Origin of the sequence: Pseudomonas sp. LPH60 (genome assembly GCF_030718165.1) — a bacterium.
Taxonomy (GTDB): domain Bacteria; phylum Pseudomonadota; class Gammaproteobacteria; order Pseudomonadales; family Pseudomonadaceae; genus Aquipseudomonas; species Aquipseudomonas danubii.
This window is the reverse complement of sequence record NZ_JAVAJH010000004.1, coordinates 170,492-191,705: the sequence shown is the minus strand read 5'-3', so window position 1 is coordinate 191,705 and position 21,214 is coordinate 170,492. Positions and strand designations below refer to the sequence as shown.

Sequence of the window (21,214 nt, the reverse complement as noted above, 5' to 3'; positions counted from 1 at the left end):
TGCGCTTCTTCGGGCGTCTTTATAACGCAGAACGGATGCCGGGCGAGGTCCGTACGGCGGATATCTGACGTCAGCAAAATATCGAAATGCCATCCTTCCCGGTTTTTATGCTGCACAACTGTGACCGTTAGTCGGGAGTCGGCGCCATTGGCGGAGTGATGGCGTCATGGCGGCTTCTGCTTTTCAAGATCCGGGTCTAGAGTGAATTCACAGTTTTAGCCAGGTTTTCTCACCCGCTCAGTCTTATTACAGGCAAGAGAAGCAGCATGGAATGCGTGCACCCGGAGGTGGCCGAAGGCCACTCCACTCTTCTGATCGTTGATGACTATCCTGAAAATCTCCTAAGCATGCGTGCTCTGTTGCAGCGCCAGGACTGGCGGGTGATGACCGCTGCCTCCGGTGTCGAGGCCCTGGGCCTGTTGCTCGAGCATGAGGTGGATCTGGTGCTGCTGGATGTGCAGATGCCCGGCATGGATGGTTTTGAGGTGGCTCGACTGATGCGCGGCAGCCAGCGTACCCGGCTGACACCGATCATCTTCCTCACCGCGAACGAGCAGTCCCAGGATGCCGTGATCAAGGGCTACGCCAGTGGCGCAGTGGACTACCTGTTCAAACCCTTCGACCCGCAGATCCTCAAGCCCAAGGTCCAGGCTTTGCTGGAGCAACAGCGCAACCGCCGAGCCCTGCAGCACCTCAGTCATGATCTGGAGGTGGCGCGAGCGTTCAACGCCGCGGTGTTGGACAACGCCGCCGAAGGCATTCTGGTGGTGGACGAAGGCGGCCATGTGCGCTTCGCCAATCCAGCGGTCTCGCGCTTGCTCAATGCCCAGGTGCAAGATCTGGAAGGTTCGCCCTTCCTCGATTACCTGCAAAAGCCCCACGTCCCCGACTGGAACGAATCCGAACTCTACGCCTGCTACCGCAGGGGCGAGACCTATCGTCTGCATGACGCCCTGTTGCGTACCGTCCCCGGCCAGCAGATCTGTGTGGCCCTGTCCTGCGCGCCCCTGCCCAGCGAACAGAAGGCCATGGTGGTGACCTTGCTGGACATGTCCGAGGTTCGACACCTGCATCAACAGCTGGAGTACCAGGCCGTTACCGATCCGCTGACGGGCCTGCTCAACCGGCGCGGTTTCTATCAGACCGTGGAGAACATCCTGCTGCGCAGCGATCGCTCGGGAAAGTCTCTGGTGCTGCTCTACCTGGACCTGGACGGCTTCAAACGAGTCAACGACTCCCTGGGGCACGATGCCGGTGACCGGGTGCTGCGCTGGGTCTCTGAGCAGTTGAAGGAATGCCTGCATTCGTTCGATATTCTCGGGCGCATGGGCGGCGACGAGTTCACGGCCCTGCTGGAGCTGAGCTTCCCGGAGCAGGCGGCAAAAATCGCCGAAAAACTGATCGAACGCCTGTCCATCAGCCAGCAGATCGATGGCATGGAGGTGGTGCTGGGGGCCAGCATTGGCATCGCCATCTACCCTGACTGCGGTTCCAATCTGGATGGCCTGTTGCGCGCGGCGGATATCGCCATGTACGAGGCCAAGCGTGCCGGCCGTCAGCAGTACCGTTACTACGACCATGAAATGAACGGCCGTGCCCGGTCCCGGCTGATGCTTGAAGAAAGCGTGCGCAGCGCGGTGGAGCGCAAGGAGTTCACCCTGGTGTATCAGCCCCAGGTGGCCATTGCCGATGGCCGCTTGCGAGGGTTCGAGGCGTTGCTGCGCTGGCGGCACCCGAGTGTCGGCGATGTACCGCCGGGGCTGTTTCTGCCGTTGCTGGAAGAGGCACGGTTGATCAGCCGCCTGGGCAGTTGGATCTATCAGCAGGGCGCCGCTCAGCGCAAGGATTGGGAACAGGTGTTCAGCCCGGACCTGGTGCTGGGGGTCAGCCTCAGCGCTACCCAGTTCGGCATGCCCAACCTGGCAACCGAACTGCGCCAGGTGTTGTTGCGCCATGGCCTGCTGCCTCGTCAGCTGGAGGTGGAGGTGACCGAGGCGGCACTGACCCAGAACCTGGACGAGACCCGCAAGCAGTTGCAGCAGTTGCATGAACTGGGGGTGCGGGTGGCCCTGGACGATTTCGGATCAGGCAGCTGCTGTCTGGCGTACCTGCGTGACCTGCAGTTGGACACCCTCAAGCTTGACCGGCACCTGATCGCTCGTCTGCTGACTTCGCCGCGAGATGCCGCCATCGCCCGCAGCGTGATCGATCTGTGCAAACAGTTCGGCCTGCTGGTGATTGCCGAAGGCGTGGAAACCCTCGAGCAATTCGAGTGGCTCAAAGCCAATGGTTGTGAATATGTGCAGGGTTTCCTGGTGGCGCGCCCCCTGACTGCCAGCAGTGCCAGTCAGTTTGCCCAGCCTTTTGACTGGAGCGCGTTGCCGGCCTGAATTCGCTACACTGGCGCTCTTTGCACCTTGCGCTGCCCCTTCATGACTGCACTCAAATACCTTCAGGCCTACCCCGTCGCCCTGCAACAGCAAGTGCGCCAGCTGATCGACGAAGATCGCCTGGGGGACTACCTGAGCCGGCGCTATCCGCACAAGCACGCGGTACAGAGCGACAAGGCGTTGTACAACTACGCTCTGGAACTGAAGCAGGAATACCTGCGCAACGCCCCGGCCATCGACAAGGTGCTGTTCGATAACCGTCTGGATCTGACTCACCGCGCCCTGGGCCTGCACACCACGGTGTCCCGGGTGCAGGGCGGCAAGCTCAAGGCCAAGAAGGAGATCCGCATCGCCTCCCTGTTCAAGGAGGCGGCGCCGGAGTTCTTGCGGATGATCGTGGTGCACGAACTGGCGCACTTCAAGGAATCGGATCACAACAAGGCGTTCTACAAGCTCTGCGAGCATATGCTGCCGGGCTATCACCAGCTGGAGTTCGACCTGCGGGTCTACCTGACCTGGCGCGACCTGCAAGCCAAGGCAGGAGCGGCGGATTAGTGCTTAGTGAAAGGGAGTAGGCGATGGATGTCAGCAAGACCAAGAGCAGTTTCTACCGCCGCCTGTATGTGGCGTATCTGATCGACAGCGGCCTGGCCAGCAGTGTGCCGGCGCTGACCGAAGTCACGGGCATGCCCCGACGCACCGCCCAGGACACCATCGCCGCCCTGGCGGACCTGGACATCCTCTGCGAGTTCGAGCAGCAGGATGGCGCCCGCAATCATGCCGGGCGCTACCGAATCCATAGCTGGGGGGCCATCGACAAGGGCTGGATCGAGCCCAATCTGCGGCAGATCAAGACAGTGCTGGGTTATCCCTGAGTCTCAGGCCCGGCGCATGCCGATATGGGGAATGCCGTCCTCAAGGTATTCCTCACCCGCGACGATGAAGCCGTAGCGTCCGTAGTAATCCTGCAGATGGGCCTGGGCCGAGAGGTAGATCGGGGTTTCTGGCCAGTGCCGTTGTGCCTGTTTCAGCGCCTGCTCCATCAGGGCATGACCCAGGCCCTGGCCACGGGCCTGTTCGGCGATCACTACGCGGCCGATCACGACGTCGCCGCCTTGGGAGATCGGGTCCAGCAGGCGCAGATAGGCCAGCAGGCGGTCGTCGTCCCAGGCCATCAAGTGGCAGGTATCGCCTTCAAGGTCGCGGCCGTCCACTTCCTGGTAGGGGCATTTCTGTTCCACGACAAAGACTTCGGTGCGCAGTTGCAGGATGGCGTACAACTGTTCCTTGCCCAGATCGGTGTGATGCTTGCAGACCCATTCGATGGTCATCTTCATATCCTGTAGAAAGTGCTGTGCGAAATACTAGGCACATCGCCGCCGGATGTCTTGTCGAGCAGCACCCAGAGGCTGTTTCTGTGAGTTAGGTCAAAATGCCACCATTGTTGTTACTGGCCTTTGTCTTCTTTGTGTAATCTGTTTTCAAGTCCTGTGCAGCGGTTTTGATGAGCTAGTGTTAGGGGCTGGGCTGCCCTGTCGAATACCGGCAGGGGCCCTCGAGTGTCGGCTGGAATGCGCTGGGCCCTGTGCCCGCTAAGGATCTTTTAGCATGCTGCGATTGCATCGAGCTTTGGCTTTGATCGGATTGCTGTTGCTGGGCCACAGCGCTTCTGCACAGAAGCTGCGCCTGGTCGCTGACGCCTGGCCCCCCTTTACCGACGCGACCCTGGTCAACGGCGGGGTGGCCACCGATATCGTCAGCACCGCTCTGTCCCGTGCCGGCTATTCCAGCGAGTTCGAGCAGGTGCCCTGGGCTCGGGCTCTGATGGGGGTGGGCGAGGGGCGCTACGACGTACTGGTCAATGCCTGGTACAACGAAGAGCGCACCCATCTGGGGCAGTTTTCCTCGGAGTACCTGGTCAACCGAGTGCGCTTCATCAAGCGCAAGGATGCCTCGCTGGAATACAACAACCTCAAGCAACTGCATGAGTACCCGGTGGCGGTAGTGCGTGGCTACGCCTATTCGCCGGAGTTCGACAACGACCCGAACCTGCAGAAAGTTCTGGTGCACAACTTCGCCATGGCCGTGCGCATGCTGGCGGCGGGCCGGGTCAAGCTGACTCTGGAAGACGAATACGTCGCCCGCTACTACCTGGCCCGGGAATCGCCTCGGGTGCGCAACGCCGTGGAGTTCCTGCCCAAGCCCCTGAGCGAGAACGGCCTGCATATCCTGGTCAGCCTGAAAAACCCCGAACACGCGCAGATCGTTGCCAAGTTCGACCGGGAAATTGCCGCCATGAAGGCCGACGGCAGCTACGACCGGCTGTTGCGCCAGCACGGTATGTAACCGAACAGGGAGCTGCATCAGTTGGCTTGCCAGCGAGCGCGGCCCCGGACCTTGCATTAATCTTGCGGCCCCTTTCGCCGACAGGCCTATTCCTACGGTTTTTCGGTGTCGCTGGTGTCTTTGATCAGGTGCGCCGCCAGGGTCCGCAACGGGCCCAGTTGTCGACAGATCAGTGCCAGCTGGGTCTGCACCAGACGCTGGCCTTCGTCGATTTCATCCGGCATCTGCTCCAGCTCATTGGCCAACGCTTCCTCGGCATCGCTCTGGATGGCGATCGGGGTCTTGTTGGCCAGGCCCTGGGCAATCTCGTCGATGCTCGCCGCCAGGCTGACCCCGGCACCGTCGATCAGGTGCTCGCGGACTTCCCCCGGCAGTTGGGTTTCCCGGTGCGCGCCCAACCCCGACAGGTAGCTGAGCAAGGTGTGGGACAGCACCAGGAAGCGGAACCCCACGTCGGCTTCCTTACGGAAATGCCCCGGCTCCATGAGCATGTTGGCCAGGGTGGTGGACAGCGCCGCATCGGCGTTGTGGGCGTTGCGCCGGGCCAGCCGGTAGGCCAGGTCGTCGCTTTTGCCCGCGGCGTACTGCTGCATGATCTGACGCAGGTAGATGCTGTTGCAGGTCAGGGTGTTGGCCAGCACCTTGTTCAGGCGTCGGCCCTGCCAGTCCGGCAGGAACAGGAACACCGCCAGCCCGGCGATCAGGCTGCCCAGCAGGGTATCGAACAGCCGCGGCAGGAACAGCCCGTAACCGTCGCCCACCTGGTTGAAGCAGAACAGCACCATCAGGGTGATGGCGGCTGTGGCCAGGGTGTAGCGGGTGGTGCGGTTGGTAAAGAACACCACCCCGGCGGCGATGGCGAACAGCGATTGCACCAAGGGGCTCGGGAACAGGTCGAACAGCGCCCAGGCGATGGTCAGGCCGATGGCGGTGCCGACGATCCTTTGGCCCAGCTTGCGCCGGGTGGCGCCGTAGTTGGGCTGGCAGACGAACAGCGTGGTGAGGATGATCCAGTAGCCCTGGGATGGGTGGATCAGATGCACCATGCCGTAGCCGATACTCAGCGCCAGGGGCAGGCGCAGGGCATGGCGGAACAGCAGTGACGTCGGTGTCAGCTGGGTGCGCAGGCGAGTCCAGACATCCTTGAGGTTGCGCGGCGAGCGGTCCAGCAGGCTGCTGTCGGTGGCATCGGCCAGGGCGTCAGGGTTGCTGGCGTCGCTGAGCAGGCGGTCGAGGGTGCCAAGGTTGGCCGCCAGGGCGCGCAGCGAGCGCAGCAGCCCGCGCCAGGCCGGGTTGCTCTGGATGCGCAGGTGTTCCAGGGAGGCGTGCAGGTCGCTCAGGGCCTCGGCGAAGCTGGCGTCATAGACGAACGGCTGGCGCAGCTGGATGGATTCGGCCAGGGCGCGGCAGGCCTTGCCCTGCTGGCGCAACAGGCGCTGGCAGCGAAACAGCACGTCGCTGTGGAAGAAGGCGTCGGTCAGGGCGTTATAGGGGTAATGGGACGAACTGGCGCGCTCGTGGATGTCCTGGGCCAGGAAGTACAGCTTCAGGTAGCGGCTGACTTTCGACCCCGGCCGGCCATTGCCCACCCGGTGCAGGATGATCTCCTTGGCGGCGTTGAGAGCTGCCACGACCTTGCCATTTTGCTGGGCCAGCTCCAGGCGCCGGGCTTCCACATCCAACTGGCGGATCGGCTCGAACAGGGATGACTTGAGCTTGAGGTAGAAACCCAGCTCACGAAACAGCCGGGCCAGGCTCTGCTGCACCGGCTGGTTGGAGAACAGCGCCTGCCAGAGGACCGAGAGCAGGCCATACCAGGCCGCGCCGGCTACCAGCAGCAGCGGCTCGTGCCAGAAGTCGATCACCGCGCCGCCGCGCTGGTCGACGCCGATCATGGTGTAGACCGAGAGAATCAGGGTCGCCGAGGCGATGGCGCCATAGCGTTCCCCCAGGGCCCCGAGCATGGTCAGGCCGAAGCTGGCCAGGGCCAGGGCAATGGCGAAGATCCAGGGGTAGGGGAACAACAGTTCCACCGACAGCGCGGCGATGCTGAAGCACACCAGGGTCACGGCCAGGGCGTTGAGCCGGCCTTGCCAGCTGTCGTCGGTTTCCGCCAGGGCGCTGGCGATGATGCCGAGAAACAGCGGGATCAGCAGGCCCATTTCATCCTGATACCAGCACAGCGCCATGCTGCCGGTCAGGGCGATGAACACCCGCACGCTGTAGCTGAATTTATCCAGCGCCCAGAGGCGGCGCAGAGACTGACGAAAAGAAGTCGATGACATGGAGTGGGACAGGCCTTCCGGGGCGATGCAGCTAAATTGAGCCAGTATTGACGACGGCGCAATGCCGTCGTCACATCCGCCGGCAAATTCTGTTGCCGTTGCCGGTCGGGCGCCTGTAGCCGCTGCCGTAGGCTGCGACAGGGCCGTAGGACCTCAGCGGACATTGGATCGCCGCGCCCCTTCGGGGCGTTCGCAGCCTGCGGCAGCGCCTACAGGGATGCACAGCGGCTCAGACGTATTGCGCCGCCGCGTAGCCCGAGGCCCAGGCCCACTGGAAGTTGAAGCCGCCCAGGTGGCCGGTGACGTCCAGCACTTCACCGATGAAATACAGCCCCGGGCTCTTCAGCGATTCCATGGTCTTGGACGACACCTCGCGGGTATCGACCCCGCCCAGGGTCACTTCGGCGGTGCGGTAGCCCTCGGTGCCCGCCGGCACCAACTGCCAGCTGCCGAGTTTTTGCGCCACGTCCGCCAGTTCCGCCGGGGTGTACTGCTTCATCGGCTTGGAGACGAACCAGTGCTCGGCCAGCAGTCCCGCCATCTTCTTGGTGAAGATTTCCCCCAGCAGGGTTTTCAGCTCGCTGTTGGGGCGCTCGGCCTGCTGCTGTTGCAGCCAGCCCAGGGCGTCGTGGTCTGGCAGCAGGTTGATCTCGACACTGTCGCCGGGTTGCCAATAGGACGAAATCTGCAGGATCGCCGGGCCGCTGAGGCCACGATGAGTGAACAGAATGTTCTCGCGAAAGCTCTGCTCGTTGCAGCTCACCAGACAGTCCACCGAGGTGCCCGACAACTCGCTGCACAGTTCCTTGAGCTGGTCGGTGATGGTGAAGGGCACCAGGCCGGCACGGGTCGGCAGCAGTTCATGGCCGAACTGCTTGGCGACCTGATAGCCAAAACCGGTAGCACCCAGGGTCGGGATCGACAGGCCGCCGGTGGCGATCACCAGGGACTGGCACTGCACCGCGCCCAGGGTGGTCTGCAGCAGGTAGCCGGACTCAAGCTTCTCGATCTGCTGGATCGAGGTGTCCAGGCGCAGCTCGACGCCGACCTGATCGCATTCGTCGAGCAGCATGCCGAGGATGTCGCTGGACTTGTTATCGCAGAACAGCTGGCCGAGTTTCTTCTCGTGGTAGGGCACGCCGTGCTTGGCCACCAGGCCGATGAAGTCCCACTGGGTGTAGCGGGCCAGGGCCGATTTGCAGAAATGCGGGTTCTGCGAAAGGAAGTTGGCGGGCTCGGTGTACATGTTGGTGAAATTGCAGCGGCCACCGCCGGACATCAGGATTTTCTTGCCGGCCTTGTTGGCGTGGTCCAGCAACAGCACCTGGCGGCCCCGGCCGGCCGCGGTCAGGGCGCACATCAGGCCGGCGGCGCCAGCGCCGATGATCACGACTTCGGTAGAACGCAAAACGGAGTCCTCGTTAGGAGCGAATGACCCTGTAGCCGCTGCCGCAGGCTGCGATAAGGCCGAAGGCCTTCAGCGATCTCAAGATCCAGCGCCCCTTCGTACGGAGTGCCGCCCAGATCGATCGCAGCCTGTGGCAGAGGCTACAGGCCAAGCAGTGGGGTTAGAGGACGCGCACGCGCAGCGAACGGCCCTTGATCTTGCCGTTGTTCAAACGCTGCAGGGCCTGCATGACCACGCTGCGATCAACCGCCACATACGACTGGAAGTCGAAGATCGCGATCTTGCCGACCTGGGCGCCCGGGATGCCGGCGTCGCCAGTCAGCGCACCGAGAATATCGCCCGGGCGCACTTTGTCCTTGCGCCCGCCCGCGATGCACAGGGTGCTCATCGGTGGCTGCAGCGGGGCGCCGCCCTGGGACTTGAGGTTGTCGACCTGATCCCAGTTCAGCGGGGCTTTCTGCAGCTGTTCGATGGCTTGCGCGCGATGGGCTTCGGACGGTGCGACGAGGCTGACCGCGATGCCTTTTTCGCCAGCGCGACCGGTACGGCCGACGCGGTGAATGTGGATTTCCGAATCGCGGGCCAGCTCGACGTTGATCACCATGTCCAGCGCATCGATGTCCAGGCCGCGGGCGGCCACGTCGGTGGCGACCAGTACCGACGTACTGCGGTTGGCGAACATCGCCAGCACCTGATCGCGGTCACGCTGTTCCAGATCGCCATGCAGGCCGACGGCGGAAATGCCTTTGGAGGTCAGGTGATCGACGGTTTCCTGCACTTGCTGCTTGGTGAAGCAGAAAGCGACGCAGGAAGCCGGGCGGAAGTGGTGCAGGACTTTGGTCACAGCGCTCATGCGTTCTTCCGGGGAAATCTCGTAGAAACGCTGTTCGATCTGCGTGTCGTCGTGGAACGCTTCGGCTTTCACCGTCTGCGGATCACGCATGAACTTCGACGCCAGTTGCTTGATGCCCACCGGGTACGTGGCGGAGAACAGCAGGGTCTGCCGGCGCGACGGGGTCTGCTCGATGATGTCTTCGATGGCGTCGTAGAAACCCATGTCGAGCATGCGGTCGGCTTCGTCGAGGATCAGCGTGTTCAGGCCATCAAGCACCAGCGAACCCTTGCGCAGGTGTTGCTGGATACGCCCCGGGGTGCCGACGATGATGTGGGCGCCGTGTTCCAGGGAAGCGATCTGCGGACCGAAGGACACGCCGCCGCACAGGGTCAGGACCTTGATGTTGTCTTCGGCACGGGCCAGGCGCCGGATTTCCTTGGCCACCTGGTCGGCCAGCTCGCGGGTCGGACAGATCACCAGGGCCTGGCAGCCGAAGTAGCGCGGGTTGATCGGGTTCAGCAGGCCGATGCCGAAGGCCGCGGTCTTGCCGCTGCCGGTCTTGGCCTGGGCGATCAGGTCCATGCCCTTGAGGATCACCGGCAAGCTCTGCGCCTGGATCGGCGTCATCTGGGCATAACCGAGGGAGTCGAGGTTAGCCAGCATGGCGGGAGACAGGGGCAAAGTATTAAAAGCGGTGGCAATGGTGGTCACGGGACTGGCCTGCAAAACAAAATGTCGCGCAGTGTATCAGTCTCGCTCCCATAACCTGCAAATTCTGGACGAGCAACCGCGCAGGGGCGGTGTTGTGTAGAAGCTGGCTGGCCAGCGAAGGCGACCGGGAGTTTGGCGCAGGGCTCGGGGGCTCTTCGCCGGCGAGCCGGCTCCTACGGAGGGGTGTGTGCGGCTCAATGCTCGATGTGCTGTTCCTCGACCTTGCGCGCCCTTCGGCCATCGGTGGGCGACAGCTGGAGGAAGATTGCCGCCGCTAGCATCGCCATGATGCCCACGGTGAGGAAGGTCAGCTGGAAGGCGCCGAGCACGGTGTTCACTCCGTCATTGCCTACTTGTGCAGTAAAACCGCCTAGCAGCGCACCGGCACAGGCCACCCCCAGGCTCAGGGACAGCTGCGCCACCACCGACAACAGGCTGTTGCCGCTGCTGGCGGAGGCATCGTCGAGGTCGATCAGGGTCACGGTGTTCATCGCGGTGAACTGCAGCGAGTTGATCGCCCCCAGCACCGCCAGCATGCCCAGCAGCAGGGGATAAGGCGTGTGCTCGCTGACCAGCCCCATGCTGGCCAGCATCAGCCCCAGGGCCAGGGTGTTGCCGGTGAGCACGATGCGGTAGCCCAGGCGCTCGATCAGGGGCCGGGCAATGGACTTGGCCAGCATCGCCGCGGCCGCCAGGGGCAGCATGCTCATCCCCGCCTGAGACGGTGAATAACCCAGCGCCACCTGTAGCAGCAGCGGCACCAGGAACGGCAGGGCACCGCTGCCCAGGCGGGCGAACAGGTTGCCGAGGATGCCCACGGCAAAGGTTCGTACCTTGAATAGCGAGGGCGCAAACAGCGGGTTATCGGTGTGCACGGCCCGCAGCCAATAGGCCGCCAGGCAGGCCAGCCCACCAAACAGCAGCAACATCACCCGCAGGTGCGGCAGGTGCAATTCCCCCAGGCCTTCCATGGCAATGGTGATCAGCACCATCGCCGCGCCGAACAGCACAAAGCCCAGGCCATCGAAACGGGTGCGCTCGCTGCCTCGCAGGTCTGGGATAAAACGCCACACCGCATAGCAGCCGACGACGCCCACCGGCAGGTTGATCAGAAAGATCCAGTGCCAAGTCAGGTATTGCACCATCCAGCCGCCCATGGTCGGGCCGATCAGCGGGCCCAGCAGCCCGGGAATGGTGATGAAGCCCATGATCCGCACCAGCTCCGAGCGCGGGTAGGCCCGCAGCACCACCAGCCGTCCCACCGGCAGCATCAGTGCCCCGCCCAGGCCCTGGATCACCCGGGCGCCGATCAGTTGGCTCAGGGTGTTGGACATCGCGCACAGCAGGGAGCCGATGCTGAAGATCAAGATGGCGCCGAAGAAGATCTTCTTGGTGCCGAAGCGGTCGGCGATCCAGCCGGACGCTGGGATCAGCAGGGCAACGGTGAGCATGTAGGCAATGATCACCCCCTGCATGCGCAGCGGGTCTTCCGCCAGGTCCTGGGCCATGGCCGGCAGCGCTGTATTGAGGATGGTGCCGTCCAGGGATTGCATGAAGAAGGCGATGGCCACCACCCAGGGCAGCCAGCGGGCGGTGGTAGCGTCGAGAGGCGGGCGTTCGGGCATGGGACCTCTATGTCAATTCAGGTCGGAGCTGGCTTGCCAGCTCCGACAGCTTTGAGGGCAGTTCCTACAGGGTCAGAGTCAGGCGGCTGACCAGGGCTCCAGGCAAATGCATCGAGGCGGTCTGGCGCTGGCCGTAGGTGCTGGCCGAAAGCAGCAGTTCCCGTTGCGCCGTCAGGGCCTCCAGTTGCGAACCCAGCAGGCTGTAGACGCTGTCATCGAAACGCATGGTGTTCACCGGGGCCTGGATCTCGCCGTTCTCCACCCAGAAGGTGGCGAAGCGGGTCATGCCGGTCAGGCGCGCTGCCGGCAGGTCCGAGTAGTTGAGGTACCACAGGTTGCTGATGTACAGGCCGGTGCCCAGTTGCTTGAGGATCTCCTGCTGCGACAGCTGCCCGGCGGCCATGTTCAGTGCACTGGGGTATTCGCCGCTGCCGGCGCCGTTGCTGGTCAGGCCGTACTCGGCGGCGCTGCGGGAGTTGATCAACTGGGCGTTGGCATTGCCGGCGGCGATCAGCGACAGGTCGCTGCGCGGGTAGCCCTCATCGGAAAAGGCCGGACTCAGGGAGCCGCTGACCTGTTCGTCCAGGGACACCAGGGGGCTCAGGGCGGCATCGCCCGCGTAGAGTTTCTGCAGGGGGCTGTGCTTGCTGGCAATGGACTGGGCCGAGAACCCGCCCCAGGCCAGCATGCCCATGATCTCCTCCAGGGCCGCCGGTGCCAGGTAGGCGCGGTACTGTCCCGGCGCCAGGGTGCGCAGCGGTCGACCGAGGAACTCCAGTTGCTGACGGGCCTGGTCGAAGCGCTGGGCGAAGGCTGCGTCGTCCCAGGCGTGTCCCGCGTAGCTGGCCTTCACCGCTTCACCATTGGCGTGGAACAGGCTGAAGTCGAAGTTGAAGCTGTTGGCCTGATGCCAGCCGAACGCTCCGGCGGAACTGGCAAAACCTCGGCTGATGGGGCCGGCGGCATAGATGCCCACCAGATCCAGGCCGGCACCGGCGCGGCCGATCTGTGCCACCACCTGCTCGCTATCGGGCAGCGGATGGTCCTGCACATGGTGGGATTGCCATTGGGCGTGATTGAGCATCAGGTACGGGTCCGCCGGCAGCAGCGGCAGGGTTTCGCGCAACTGTTGCAGGGCTTCGACCAGGCGCTGACGGTCCACCTCGGGGTCATTGCTCAAGGTGATGCTCAAGTCGGCGTGGCGTCCGTCGTCGATCAGCTTGAAGTGCAGGCTGGCCTGTTGCACCTGCCCGGCCTGACGCACCTTGGCGTGGTTGAAACGGATGAACTCCGAGGACTCGGCCGAGTAGCTCAGGGTGAACTGTTCCGATTCCTTGATCGCGTCCTGCAGCCACTGCACCCATGCCTTGAACTGCTCGGCCTGATTCATCGTCCTGGTCATCAGGCGTCTCCTCCGAATACGTCAATCTTGCTGAACACGCAGGCCGGCGAAGCGTGGCCGACGCGGATTACCTGGTTGGGCTCGCCCTTGCCGCAGTTGGGCGTGCCCAGGACCTGGAAGGTGCTGCGATCGCCCACCGCGCTGAGGTTGCGCCAGAACTGTGCGGAGATACCCCGGTAGTTGGGGTTCTTGACCACGCCCTTGAGCTCGCCGTTTTCGATCAACTGGCCCCATTCGCAGCCGAACTGGAACTTGTTGCGCGCATCGTCGATGGACCAGGAACGGTTGGTGGACATCAGGATGCCGTGTTCGATCTGGCCGATCAGGCGGTCCAGGGGCTGGTCGCCGGGCTCGACGTTGAGGTTGGCCATGCGGTCGATGGGCGCGCGGTTCCAACTGCTGGCGCGGCTGTTGGCTACGCCGTCGAGGCCACTGCGGTATTGCGACAGGGCACTGCCCAGGGGACGTACCAGCAGCCCCTCGCGGATCAGGAACTGCTTGCTGGCGGCGCTGCCATCGTCGTCATGCCCATAGCTGGCCAGTTCCTCGGGAATCTCCGGGTCGAAGGTCACGTTGAGCAGCGAGGAGCCATATTGCAGGCGGCCGAAATCTTCCTGTTTGACGAAACTGGTGCCGGCGTAGTTGCGCTCGTCGCCGAGGATGCGGTCCAGTTCCAGGGGGTGGCCGATGGACTCGTGGATCTGCAGCATCATCTGGTCCGGCATCAGCAGCAGGTCCCGCTGGCCCTGCGGGGTGTTCGGCGCCAGCAGCAGTTGCAGTGCCTGGTCGGCCACCCGTGGCGCCGCGCCTAGCAGGCCACAGCGGCTGATCACATCACCGGCGCCCTGCTGGCCGAAGTTTTCCCGGCCCAGGCTGCGGGTCTGACTGTCGCTACCGTCGTAGGCGGTGACATCCAGGCCCGGGTAGACGAAGCGCTGAGCCTGGCGCAGCTCGGCACCGGCGCTGTTGAGGTAGATCTGCTCGACCTGGGTCACGCCGATGCCCACTTGCCAGTTCACCAGGCGCTCGTCCTTGGGCACCGAGGCCGATTCGTCGCCCAGCAGCTGGTAGCAGTCGCTGAGGGATGGGAAGGGCTGGTCCAGATTCGGCGAAAGGTAATCGCCACGGTGGCTGGATACCGGTTGCTCGCGCAGGTCCAGCAGGGCGTGGGCGGCGATCACCCGAGCCAGCTGTTCGGCGCGGTCGAGGGCGGCTTGCAGGCCGCCTTGCGAGAGGTCACTGGTGGCGGCGTAGGCTTCCACACCACGCACCCTTGCGGTCAGCATCGCCCCTTCGTCGCGGCCCAGGCTCGGTGGTTCGGCAACGTTCTTGCGTACTGACAGGTATTGGTCCGACTCGCGCACGTAGCGCAGGGAAAAGAATTCGGCGCCCGTGCGCAAGGCAGCAAAGCGCTGCTTGAACTGGGGGTGAAAGTCGAACATGGAGAACCTCCTTGTGAGACGCGATAGCGGGCGGGTCTTGTCGCCAGCAAACGGAACGCTGCCCGGCGGCTCCTACAGATATAGGCGTCGGTGGACTCCGGGGCGAAGGGGATGGGCAAGTTGCAGAACTGTAGCTGCTGCCGGAGGCTGCGATCAAGGATGCAGTGCGGGCAATGCGGGGGCAGGAAATACGCGGGGAGGTGAAAAAGGCACCGACCCTTGCGGTCGGTGCCCGTGCGGCTTACTGCGCGGTCGGAGTGATATCGCGCATTGGCTTGCCACGCACCGGGGCGTTGCCCGCTACGTAGTAGTCGGCCTTGCTGCGGGGCAGCGGCTGACGGCCACGGATTTTGTCGGCGATTTTCTCGGCCATCATGATGGTCGGCGCATTGAGGTTGCCGGTGGTGATGATCGGCATGATCGAGGCATCCACCACGCGCAGGCCTTGCATGCCGTGCACGCGACCCTGGCCATCCACTACCGCCATGTCGTCGGTGCCCATCTTGCACGAGCAGGATGGGTGGAACGCGGTCTCGGCGTGCTCGCGGATGAACTTGTCCAGTTGCTCGTCGGTCTGCACCTCGATGCCCGGGCTGATTTCTCGACCGCGGAAGGCGTCCAGGGCCGGCTGTTGCATGATTTCCCGGGTCAGGCGGATGCCGTCGCGGAATTCCTGCCAGTCCTGCTCGGTGGCCATGTAGTTGAAGAGGATGCTCGGGTGCTGGCGCGGGTCCTTGGACTTGATCTGCACGCGACCACGGCTCGGCGAGCGCATGGAACCCATGTGCGCCTGGAAACCGTGCTCTTTAACACCGTTGCTGCCGTTGTAGTTAATCGCCACTGGCAGGAAGTGGTACTGGATGTTCGGCCACTCGAACTCTTCACGGGTGCGGATGAAACCGCCGGCTTCGAACTGGTTGCTGGCGCCGATGCCGGTGCCGTTGAACAGCCACTCGGCGCCGATGGCCGGCTGGTTCCACCACAGCAGCGATGGGTACAGCGACACCGGTTGGGTGCAGGCGTACTGCAGGTACAGCTCCAGGTGGTCCTGCAGGTTTTCACCCACGCCCGGCAGGTCGTGGACCACCGGGATGTCCAGGCTTTCCAGCAGGGCGCGGGGGCCGACGCCGGAGCGTTGCAGCAGTTGCGGCGAGGCGATGGCGCCGGAGCTGACGATGACTTCCTTGCGGGCGCGGGCTTCCACGCGCTCCTCGGTGCTGCCTTGCAGGTAGCTCACGCCGACGGCGCGCTTGCCGTCAAAGAGGATCTTGTCGGTCAGGGCGTGGGTGACGATGGTCAGGGTCGAACGCTTCTTGGCGATGTCCAGGTAGCCGCGGGCGGTGCTGGAGCGACGACCTTTAGGGGTGACCGTACGGTCCATCGGGCCGAAGCCTTCCTGCTGGTAGCCGTTCAGGTCTTCGGTGCGCGGGTAACCGGCTTGTACACCGGCTTCGACCATGGCGTGGAACAGCGGGTTGTTGCCGGCTTTGGGCGTGGTCACGCTGACCGGGCCTTCGCCGCCGTGGTAGTCGTTAGGGCCGATGTCACGGGTTTCCGCCTTGCGGAAGTACGGCAGGCAGTCCAGGTAGGTCCAGTCTTCCAGGCCTGGCAGCTTGGCCCAGCCGTCGTAGTCCATGGCGTTGCCGCGGATGTAGCACATGCCGTTGATCAGCGACGAGCCACCCAGGCCCTTGCCGCGACCGCACTCCATGCGACGACCGTTCATGTGTGGCTCTGGATCGGTCTCGTAGGCCCAGTTGTAGCGACGGCCTTGCAGTGGGAAGGCCAGTGCCGCCGGCATCTGGGTACGGAAGTCGAAGCGATAGTCCGGGCCGCCGGCTTCCAGCAGCAGGACGGTGACGCCTTCGTCTTCAGTCAGACGGGTCGCCAGGGTGTTACCGGCAGAGCCGGCACCCACAATGATGTAATCGAATTCTTGGGACATTGAATGCACCCTCTTTGAGATTGGTCAGGTCGCACGATCAATAGGCCTGTAGCTGCTGCCGAAGGCTGCGATCGGCCGCGTAGCGGACGTGCTTCGGCGATCGCAGGAAGGTCCTTCGGACCTTTTCGCAGCCTGCGGCAGCGGCTACAGGGGTTGTCGTTCAGGCTGGGTGTCTTAGAACACCGAGGCGTAGTCGCCCAGCTCGACCTGTACCGACTTGATGCGGGTGAAGTTGTTCAGCGAGCTGATGCCGTTCTCACGGCCAACACCCGATTGCTTGTAGCCGCCAACCGGCATCTTGGCGTCGGATTCGCCCCAGGCGTTGATCCAGCAGATACCGGCTTCGAGCTGATGAATCACGCGGTGGGCGCGGTTCAGATCCTTGGTGACGATACCGGCGGCCAGGCCGAAGTCGGTGTCGTTGGCACGGCGGATCACTTCTTCTTCGGTTTCGTAGGTCAGGATCGCCATCACCGGGCCGAAGATTTCTTCACGGACGATGGTCATGTCGTCGGTGCAGTCGGTGAACACGGTCGGTGCAACGAAGGCACCCTTGGCGAATTCGCCGTCGGTCAGGCGCTCGCCGCCGCACAGTACGCGGGCACCTTCTGCTTTGCCCTTGGCGATGTAGCCCAGCACGCTTTCCATGTGCTGGAAGCTGACCAGCGGACCGAAGTTGGTGTTTTCGTCTTCCGGGTTGCCGATGCGGATGCGCGCTACGCGCTCGGCGATCTTGGCTTCGAAAGCGGCTTTCAGGTGGCTCGGTACGAACACGCGAGTACCGTTGGTGCAGACCTGACCGGAGCTGTAGAAGTTGGCCATCATGGCGGTGTCGGCGGCGCGATCCAGGTCAGCGTCGTCGAAGATGATCAGCGGCGACTTGCCGCCCAGTTCCATGGTCACGTCTTTGAGCGAGGAGCTGGAAGCGCTGGCCATGACCTTCTTGCCGGTGTCGGTGCCGCCGGTGAAGGAGACTTTCTCGATGCGCGGGTGCTCGGTCAGCCAGGTGCCGACTTCACGGCCGCTGCCGGTCAGCACGTTGAACACGCCTGCTGGTACGCCGGCTTCGGTGTAGATCTCGGCCAGTTTCAGGGTGGTCAGCGAGGTGACTTCGCTGGGCTTGAAGATCATTGCGTTGCCGGCGGCCAGGGCTGGCGCGGATTTCCACAGGGCGATCTGGATCGGGTAGTTCCAGGCGCCGATGCCGGCGACCACGCCCAGCGGCTCGCGGCGGGTGTAGACGAAGGAAGTGGTGCGCAGCGGGATCTGCTCGCCTTCGATGGCCGGTACCAGGCCTGCGTAGTATTCCAGCACGTCAGCACCGGTGACGATGTCCACGTACTTGGTTTCGGAGAAGGCTTTACCGGTGTCCAGGGTTTCCAGGGCGGCCAGTTCGTCGTTGCGCTCGCGGAGGATTTCCACGGCGCGACGCAGGATGCGCGAGCGCTCCATGGCGGTCATGGCGGCCCAGATCTTCTGGCCTTTTTCGGCGCTGACCACGGCGCGTTCCACGTCATCAAAGGTCGCACGCTGCACTTGTGCGAGAACTTCACCGTTGGCCGGGTTGATGGCATCGAAAGTGGCGTCGCTGCCGGCATCGGTGTAGCCGCCGTCGATGTAGAGTTTTTGCAGTTCGAAACGGGCCATAGTGTCCTCGCAAGTGCATTAAGTAGTGGGCTTGACCACCGGGCGTATCCCGAAGTTCAGGACACGTTGATCAGTGGCGGGTCAGGGGCCGAGCGTCTCTTTTGTGCTCTGGCGTTCCTGCTTAGCCAGTTGTAGATCCATGTATTCGTAAGCGATCCGTATCGCCTGGTCGGTGTCGAATGCATCACCCGACAAGGCACCACGCAGCCACAAACCGTCGATCAAAGCCGCCAGGCCGCGAGCTGCCTTGCGCGCATGGTAGAGCGGCAGGGCACGGCGGAACTGGCAACACAGGTTGGAATACAAGCGGTGGTCGTTGATCCGCTGCAACCTGTGCAAATCGGGCTGGTGCATGCTGGAAGCCCAGAAGGCCAACCAGGTTTTCATTGCCGGGCCGTTCACCTGGCTGGCATCGAAGTTGCCCTCGATGATCACTTTCAGGTGAGCGCGCGGGCTGTCGTCCGTCAGGGCCTGGCGGCGTGCTCTGACGCCTTCGTTGAGCATGCTCATGATGTAACCCATCGTCGCTGCGATCAGGCCGTTCTTGTCCCGAAAGTAGTGACTGATGATGCCGTTTGAAACACCGGCCAAACGGGCGATCAGCGCAATGCTGGCGTCCCCCATTCCGACCTGATCGACGGCCTGTAGCGTGGCTTCGATCAATTGCTGGCGGCGTATGGGTTGCATACCGACCTTGGGCATCTGATACCTCTCCTTAGGCCTGTCGGCGGGCGTATGACGCCGGTCGACTTGTGGGCCAGTCTATTTTGTTTTGATTGAACGTTCAATCAACAAAGAATAAGATCTGCGACAAATCGTCGCTGCCTGGGGAGGTTTTCCTACTCGCGGACGGCGGGAAAACGACCTCCGAAATAGCCCAAAACTTACACGTGGCATGGCGTGGACCGGCAAGAGTAAGGACGTGTTGAAGGGGCAGGACGCTCCGGGGAACAGACGACGAGCTGCAGGTTCGTCACTGACCTTGGATGCGGGTGCGCAACGCGGCTTTTGCGGTTTCGGGCTTTTTCGGGGTGTCTTTATATCACCCGATGATCGGCTGCCAACTAACCGATTGGTCGGGTGCGGTGTTGCCTTGTGTCCTTCTCTCGCACTGCCTGGAGCATCTGTGCAATGAGTTCTGCCTCTCTTATAAAGACCCCACCGGAGAAGGTGCGGGTCAACGGTTGGGTGTTCTACACCTCCACCGCGCTGATCCTGTTGTTGACCGCCATTCTGATCATCGCCCCGCAAGAGGCCGGCAGATTGCTGGGCATTGCCCAGGCCTGGTTGTCTCGCAGCTTCGGCTGGTACTACATGGTGGTGATCGCCGCTTACCTGGTGTTCGTGGTGGGCCTGGCATTCTCCTCCTACGGCAAGCTCAAGCTGGGGACCAAGCAAGACACCCCGGACTTCAGCTACGGTGCCTGGGCCGGGATGCTGTTCTCCTCCGGTATCGGTATCTCGCTGCTGTACTTCGGTGCTTCCGAGCCCCTGGACCACTACTTCAATCCGCCGGAAGGCGTACCCGGCAGCAACCTGGCCGCACGCCAGGCGTTGCAGCTGACCTTCCTGCACTGGGGCCTGCATGGCTGGGCGATCTACGCCCTGGTGGGCCTGGCGGTGGCGTACTTTGCCTACCGGCATAACCAGCCGCTGGCGCTGCGTTCGGCGTTGTATCCGCTGGTGGGCGAGCGCTGGGTCAAGGGCGCGGCCGGCCACGCAGTGGACGGTTTCGGCATGTTCGTGACCCTGCTGGGCCTGGTGACCAACCTCGGGATCGGCTCGATGCAGGTGTCTTCCGGCCTGGAAAACCTGTTCGGCATGGAGCACAGCAACACCAACCTGCTGATCGTGATCATCGTCATGAGCACGGTGGCCACCATCGCCGCGGTGTCCGGTGTGGAAAACGGCATCCGCCGCCTGTCCAACCTGAACATCGTGCTGTTCAGCGGCCTGTTGATTTTCGTCCTGCTGTTCGGCCCGACCCTGCACCTGCTCAACGGCTTCGTGCAGAACATCGGCGACTACCTCAACGGTGTGGTGCTCAAGACCTTCGACCTCTATGTGTACGAAGGCGACAACGCCAAGTCCGACCGCTGGCTGGGCCTGTGGACCCTGTTCTACTGGGCCTGGTGGATTTCCTGGGCGCCATTCGTAGGCATGTTCATTGCGCGTATTTCCCGTGGTCGCACCGTGCGTGAGCTGGTCGCCGGCGTGCTGCTGATTCCCCTGGGCTTCACCCTGGCCTGGCTGTCGATCTTCGGTAACTCGGCCCTGGACCTGGTGGTCAACCAGGGAGCGGTGGAACTGGGCAAGACGGCGCTGGAACAGCCGTCCATGGCGATCTACCAACTGCTTGAGCACTACCCGGCCTCGAAGATTGTCATCGGTGTCTCGATCTTCGTCGGCTTCGTGCTGTTCCTGACCCCCGCCGACTCCGGCGCGGTGATGATGGCCAACCTGTCCTGCAAAGGCGGCAACGTCGACGAAGACGCCCCGCACTGGCTGCGGATCTTCTGGTCGGTGGTGATCACCCTGGTGACCATCGGCCTGTTGTTCGCCGGTAACTTCGAAGCCATGCAGACCATGGTGGTGCTGGCCGGCCTGCCGTTCTCGGTGGTGCTGATCTTCTTCATGTTCGGTTTGCACAAGGCCATGCGCCAGGACGTGCAGATCGAGCAGGAACAAGCGCAATTGGCCGAGCGCGGTCGCCGTGGTTTCAGCGAGCGCCTGACCCAGCTGGACCTGCAACCGACTCAGTCGGTGGTGCAGCGTTACATGGACAAGCACATCAGCCCGGCGCTGCAGGAAGCCGTCGCGCAACTGCGTACCCTGGGCCATGAAGTGCAGACCAACCTGGGCAAGTCCAAGAGTTTGCTGGGCTTGCGGGTGGAAATGGAGGAAGGCAATCCCTTCGTCTATGAAGTGAGCCTGGACGGCTACCTGGCGGCACCGAGCGAATCGGCCCAGCCGGAAGGGGCGGACAGCGAAGTTCGTAGTCGTTTCTACCGCGCCGAGGTGTACCTGCACAACGGCAGCCAGGAATACGACTTGATGGGCTTCACCCAGGAGCAGATCACCCGTGATGTGCTCGATCAGTTCGAAAGCCATCGGCAGCTCCTTGGCCGGGTCTATAGCTGAGTGAAGTGACGGACCGCTCCCGACGGAGCGGCTCCAC

At 63.1% G+C, this 21,214-nt stretch carries 15 protein-coding genes; 5 read left to right on the top strand and 10 right to left on the bottom strand.

Annotation, left to right across the window (positions count from 1 at the left end):
• Positions 1-266 precede the first annotated feature (266 nt).
• The 3 genes from Q8O96_RS15610 to Q8O96_RS15600 are packed head-to-tail and all read left to right on the top strand — an operon-like array spanning position 267 to position 3,265.
• Positions 267-2,390, top strand: a complete 2,124-nt coding sequence (locus tag Q8O96_RS15610) for a bifunctional diguanylate cyclase/phosphodiesterase (RefSeq protein ID WP_305949076.1) — start codon at positions 267-269, stop codon at positions 2,388-2,390.
• A 42-nt stretch (positions 2,391-2,432) separates the two neighbouring features.
• Positions 2,433-2,945 (top strand): M48 family metallopeptidase, encoded by a 513-nt coding sequence (locus Q8O96_RS15605; RefSeq protein ID WP_102881129.1) that lies wholly within the window; start codon positions 2,433-2,435, stop codon positions 2,943-2,945.
• A 23-nt stretch (positions 2,946-2,968) separates the two neighbouring features.
• Positions 2,969-3,265: a helix-turn-helix domain-containing protein gene (locus Q8O96_RS15600; protein ID WP_102862029.1), complete on the top strand. Its 297-nt coding sequence runs from the start codon at positions 2,969-2,971 to the stop codon at positions 3,263-3,265.
• A 3-nt stretch (positions 3,266-3,268) separates the two neighbouring features.
• On the opposite strand, the gene Q8O96_RS15595 is transcribed toward Q8O96_RS15600, so the two are convergent.
• On the bottom strand, positions 3,269-3,721 hold the full coding sequence (locus tag Q8O96_RS15595) for a GNAT family N-acetyltransferase (protein ID WP_102862028.1): 453 nt from the start codon (positions 3,719-3,721) through the stop codon (positions 3,269-3,271).
• 277 nt (positions 3,722-3,998) lie between these two features.
• Between Q8O96_RS15595 and Q8O96_RS15590 the strand changes: the two genes are divergently transcribed.
• Positions 3,999-4,736 (top strand): ABC transporter substrate-binding protein, encoded by a 738-nt coding sequence (locus Q8O96_RS15590; RefSeq protein WP_102862027.1) that lies wholly within the window; start codon positions 3,999-4,001, stop codon positions 4,734-4,736.
• 92 nt (positions 4,737-4,828) lie between these two features.
• Here the strand turns inward: Q8O96_RS15590 and yccS are convergent, their stop codons facing one another.
• The 9 genes from yccS to betI form a co-directional block, all read right to left on the bottom strand.
• Complete coding sequence (gene yccS / locus Q8O96_RS15585) at positions 4,829-7,021, bottom strand: YccS family putative transporter (RefSeq protein ID WP_115581123.1); 2,193 nt, start codon at positions 7,019-7,021, stop codon at positions 4,829-4,831.
• Positions 7,022-7,250: 229 nt separating this feature from the next.
• Entirely contained in the window at positions 7,251-8,429 is a 1,179-nt protein-coding gene (locus Q8O96_RS15580; protein ID WP_060841481.1) for an NAD(P)/FAD-dependent oxidoreductase, read from the bottom strand.
• A 160-nt stretch (positions 8,430-8,589) separates the two neighbouring features.
• On the bottom strand, positions 8,590-9,927 hold the full coding sequence (gene dbpA, locus Q8O96_RS15575; protein ID WP_242553955.1) for an ATP-dependent RNA helicase DbpA: 1,338 nt from the start codon (positions 9,925-9,927) through the stop codon (positions 8,590-8,592).
• 242 nt (positions 9,928-10,169) lie between these two features.
• Positions 10,170-11,600 carry a multidrug transporter subunit MdtD gene (mdtD, locus tag Q8O96_RS15570; RefSeq protein ID WP_305949075.1) on the bottom strand — a complete coding sequence of 477 codons (1,431 nt, stop codon included), beginning with the start codon at positions 11,598-11,600 and terminating at the stop codon, positions 10,170-10,172.
• 64 nt (positions 11,601-11,664) lie between these two features.
• A complete protein-coding gene (locus Q8O96_RS15565; protein WP_115581121.1) occupies positions 11,665-13,002 on the bottom strand; it encodes a TldD/PmbA family protein in 1,338 nt (445 codons plus the stop codon).
• Positions 13,002-14,444: a TldD/PmbA family protein gene (locus Q8O96_RS15560; protein WP_305949074.1), complete on the bottom strand. Its 1,443-nt coding sequence runs from the start codon at positions 14,442-14,444 to the stop codon at positions 13,002-13,004. The genes Q8O96_RS15565 and Q8O96_RS15560 overlap by 1 nt, the downstream gene beginning before the upstream one ends.
• Positions 14,445-14,685: 241 nt before the next feature.
• On the bottom strand, positions 14,686-16,389 hold the full coding sequence (gene betA / locus Q8O96_RS15555) for a choline dehydrogenase (RefSeq protein ID WP_102862022.1): 1,704 nt from the start codon (positions 16,387-16,389) through the stop codon (positions 14,686-14,688).
• 174 nt (positions 16,390-16,563) lie between these two features.
• Positions 16,564-18,036: a betaine-aldehyde dehydrogenase gene (betB, locus tag Q8O96_RS15550; protein ID WP_102862021.1), complete on the bottom strand. Its 1,473-nt coding sequence runs from the start codon at positions 18,034-18,036 to the stop codon at positions 16,564-16,566.
• 81 nt (positions 18,037-18,117) lie between these two features.
• The gene (gene betI, locus Q8O96_RS15545) at positions 18,118-18,738 is read right to left on the bottom strand and encodes a transcriptional regulator BetI (RefSeq protein ID WP_016966359.1); all 621 of its coding nucleotides are present in this window, start codon (positions 18,736-18,738) and stop codon (positions 18,118-18,120) included.
• 486 nt (positions 18,739-19,224) lie between these two features.
• Here betI and Q8O96_RS15540 point away from each other — a divergent pair, with 486 nt between their 5' ends.
• Positions 19,225-21,177, top strand: a complete 1,953-nt coding sequence (locus Q8O96_RS15540) for a BCCT family transporter (protein WP_240322063.1) — start codon at positions 19,225-19,227, stop codon at positions 21,175-21,177.
• Positions 21,178-21,214 lie beyond the last annotated feature (37 nt).

What these genes read in the sequence shown, in the direction of transcription:
- Q8O96_RS15610 (WP_305949076.1), top strand. Translation starts at nt 267, where the DNA reads ATGGAATGCGTGCACCCGGAGGTGGCCGAAGGCCACTCCACTCTTCTG.
- Q8O96_RS15605 (WP_102881129.1), top strand. Translation starts at nt 2,433, where the DNA reads ATGACTGCACTCAAATACCTTCAGGCCTACCCCGTCGCCCTGCAACAG.
- Q8O96_RS15600 (WP_102862029.1), top strand. Translation starts at nt 2,969, where the DNA reads ATGGATGTCAGCAAGACCAAGAGCAGTTTCTACCGCCGCCTGTATGTG.
- Q8O96_RS15595 (WP_102862028.1), bottom strand. Translation starts at nt 3,721, where the DNA reads ATGACCATCGAATGGGTCTGCAAGCATCACACCGATCTGGGCAAGGAA.
- Q8O96_RS15590 (WP_102862027.1), top strand. Translation starts at nt 3,999, where the DNA reads ATGCTGCGATTGCATCGAGCTTTGGCTTTGATCGGATTGCTGTTGCTG.
- yccS (WP_115581123.1), bottom strand. Translation starts at nt 7,021, where the DNA reads ATGTCATCGACTTCTTTTCGTCAGTCTCTGCGCCGCCTCTGGGCGCTG.
- dbpA (WP_242553955.1), bottom strand. Translation starts at nt 9,927, where the DNA reads ATGCTGGCTAACCTCGACTCCCTCGGTTATGCCCAGATGACGCCGATC.
- mdtD (WP_305949075.1), bottom strand. Translation starts at nt 11,600, where the DNA reads ATGCCCGAACGCCCGCCTCTCGACGCTACCACCGCCCGCTGGCTGCCC.
- Q8O96_RS15565 (WP_115581121.1), bottom strand. Translation starts at nt 13,002, where the DNA reads ATGACCAGGACGATGAATCAGGCCGAGCAGTTCAAGGCATGGGTGCAG.
- Q8O96_RS15560 (WP_305949074.1), bottom strand. Translation starts at nt 14,444, where the DNA reads ATGTTCGACTTTCACCCCCAGTTCAAGCAGCGCTTTGCTGCCTTGCGC.
- betA (WP_102862022.1), bottom strand. Translation starts at nt 16,389, where the DNA reads ATGTCCCAAGAATTCGATTACATCATTGTGGGTGCCGGCTCTGCCGGT.
- betB (WP_102862021.1), bottom strand. Translation starts at nt 18,036, where the DNA reads ATGGCCCGTTTCGAACTGCAAAAACTCTACATCGACGGCGGCTACACC.
- betI (WP_016966359.1), bottom strand. Translation starts at nt 18,738, where the DNA reads ATGCCCAAGGTCGGTATGCAACCCATACGCCGCCAGCAATTGATCGAA.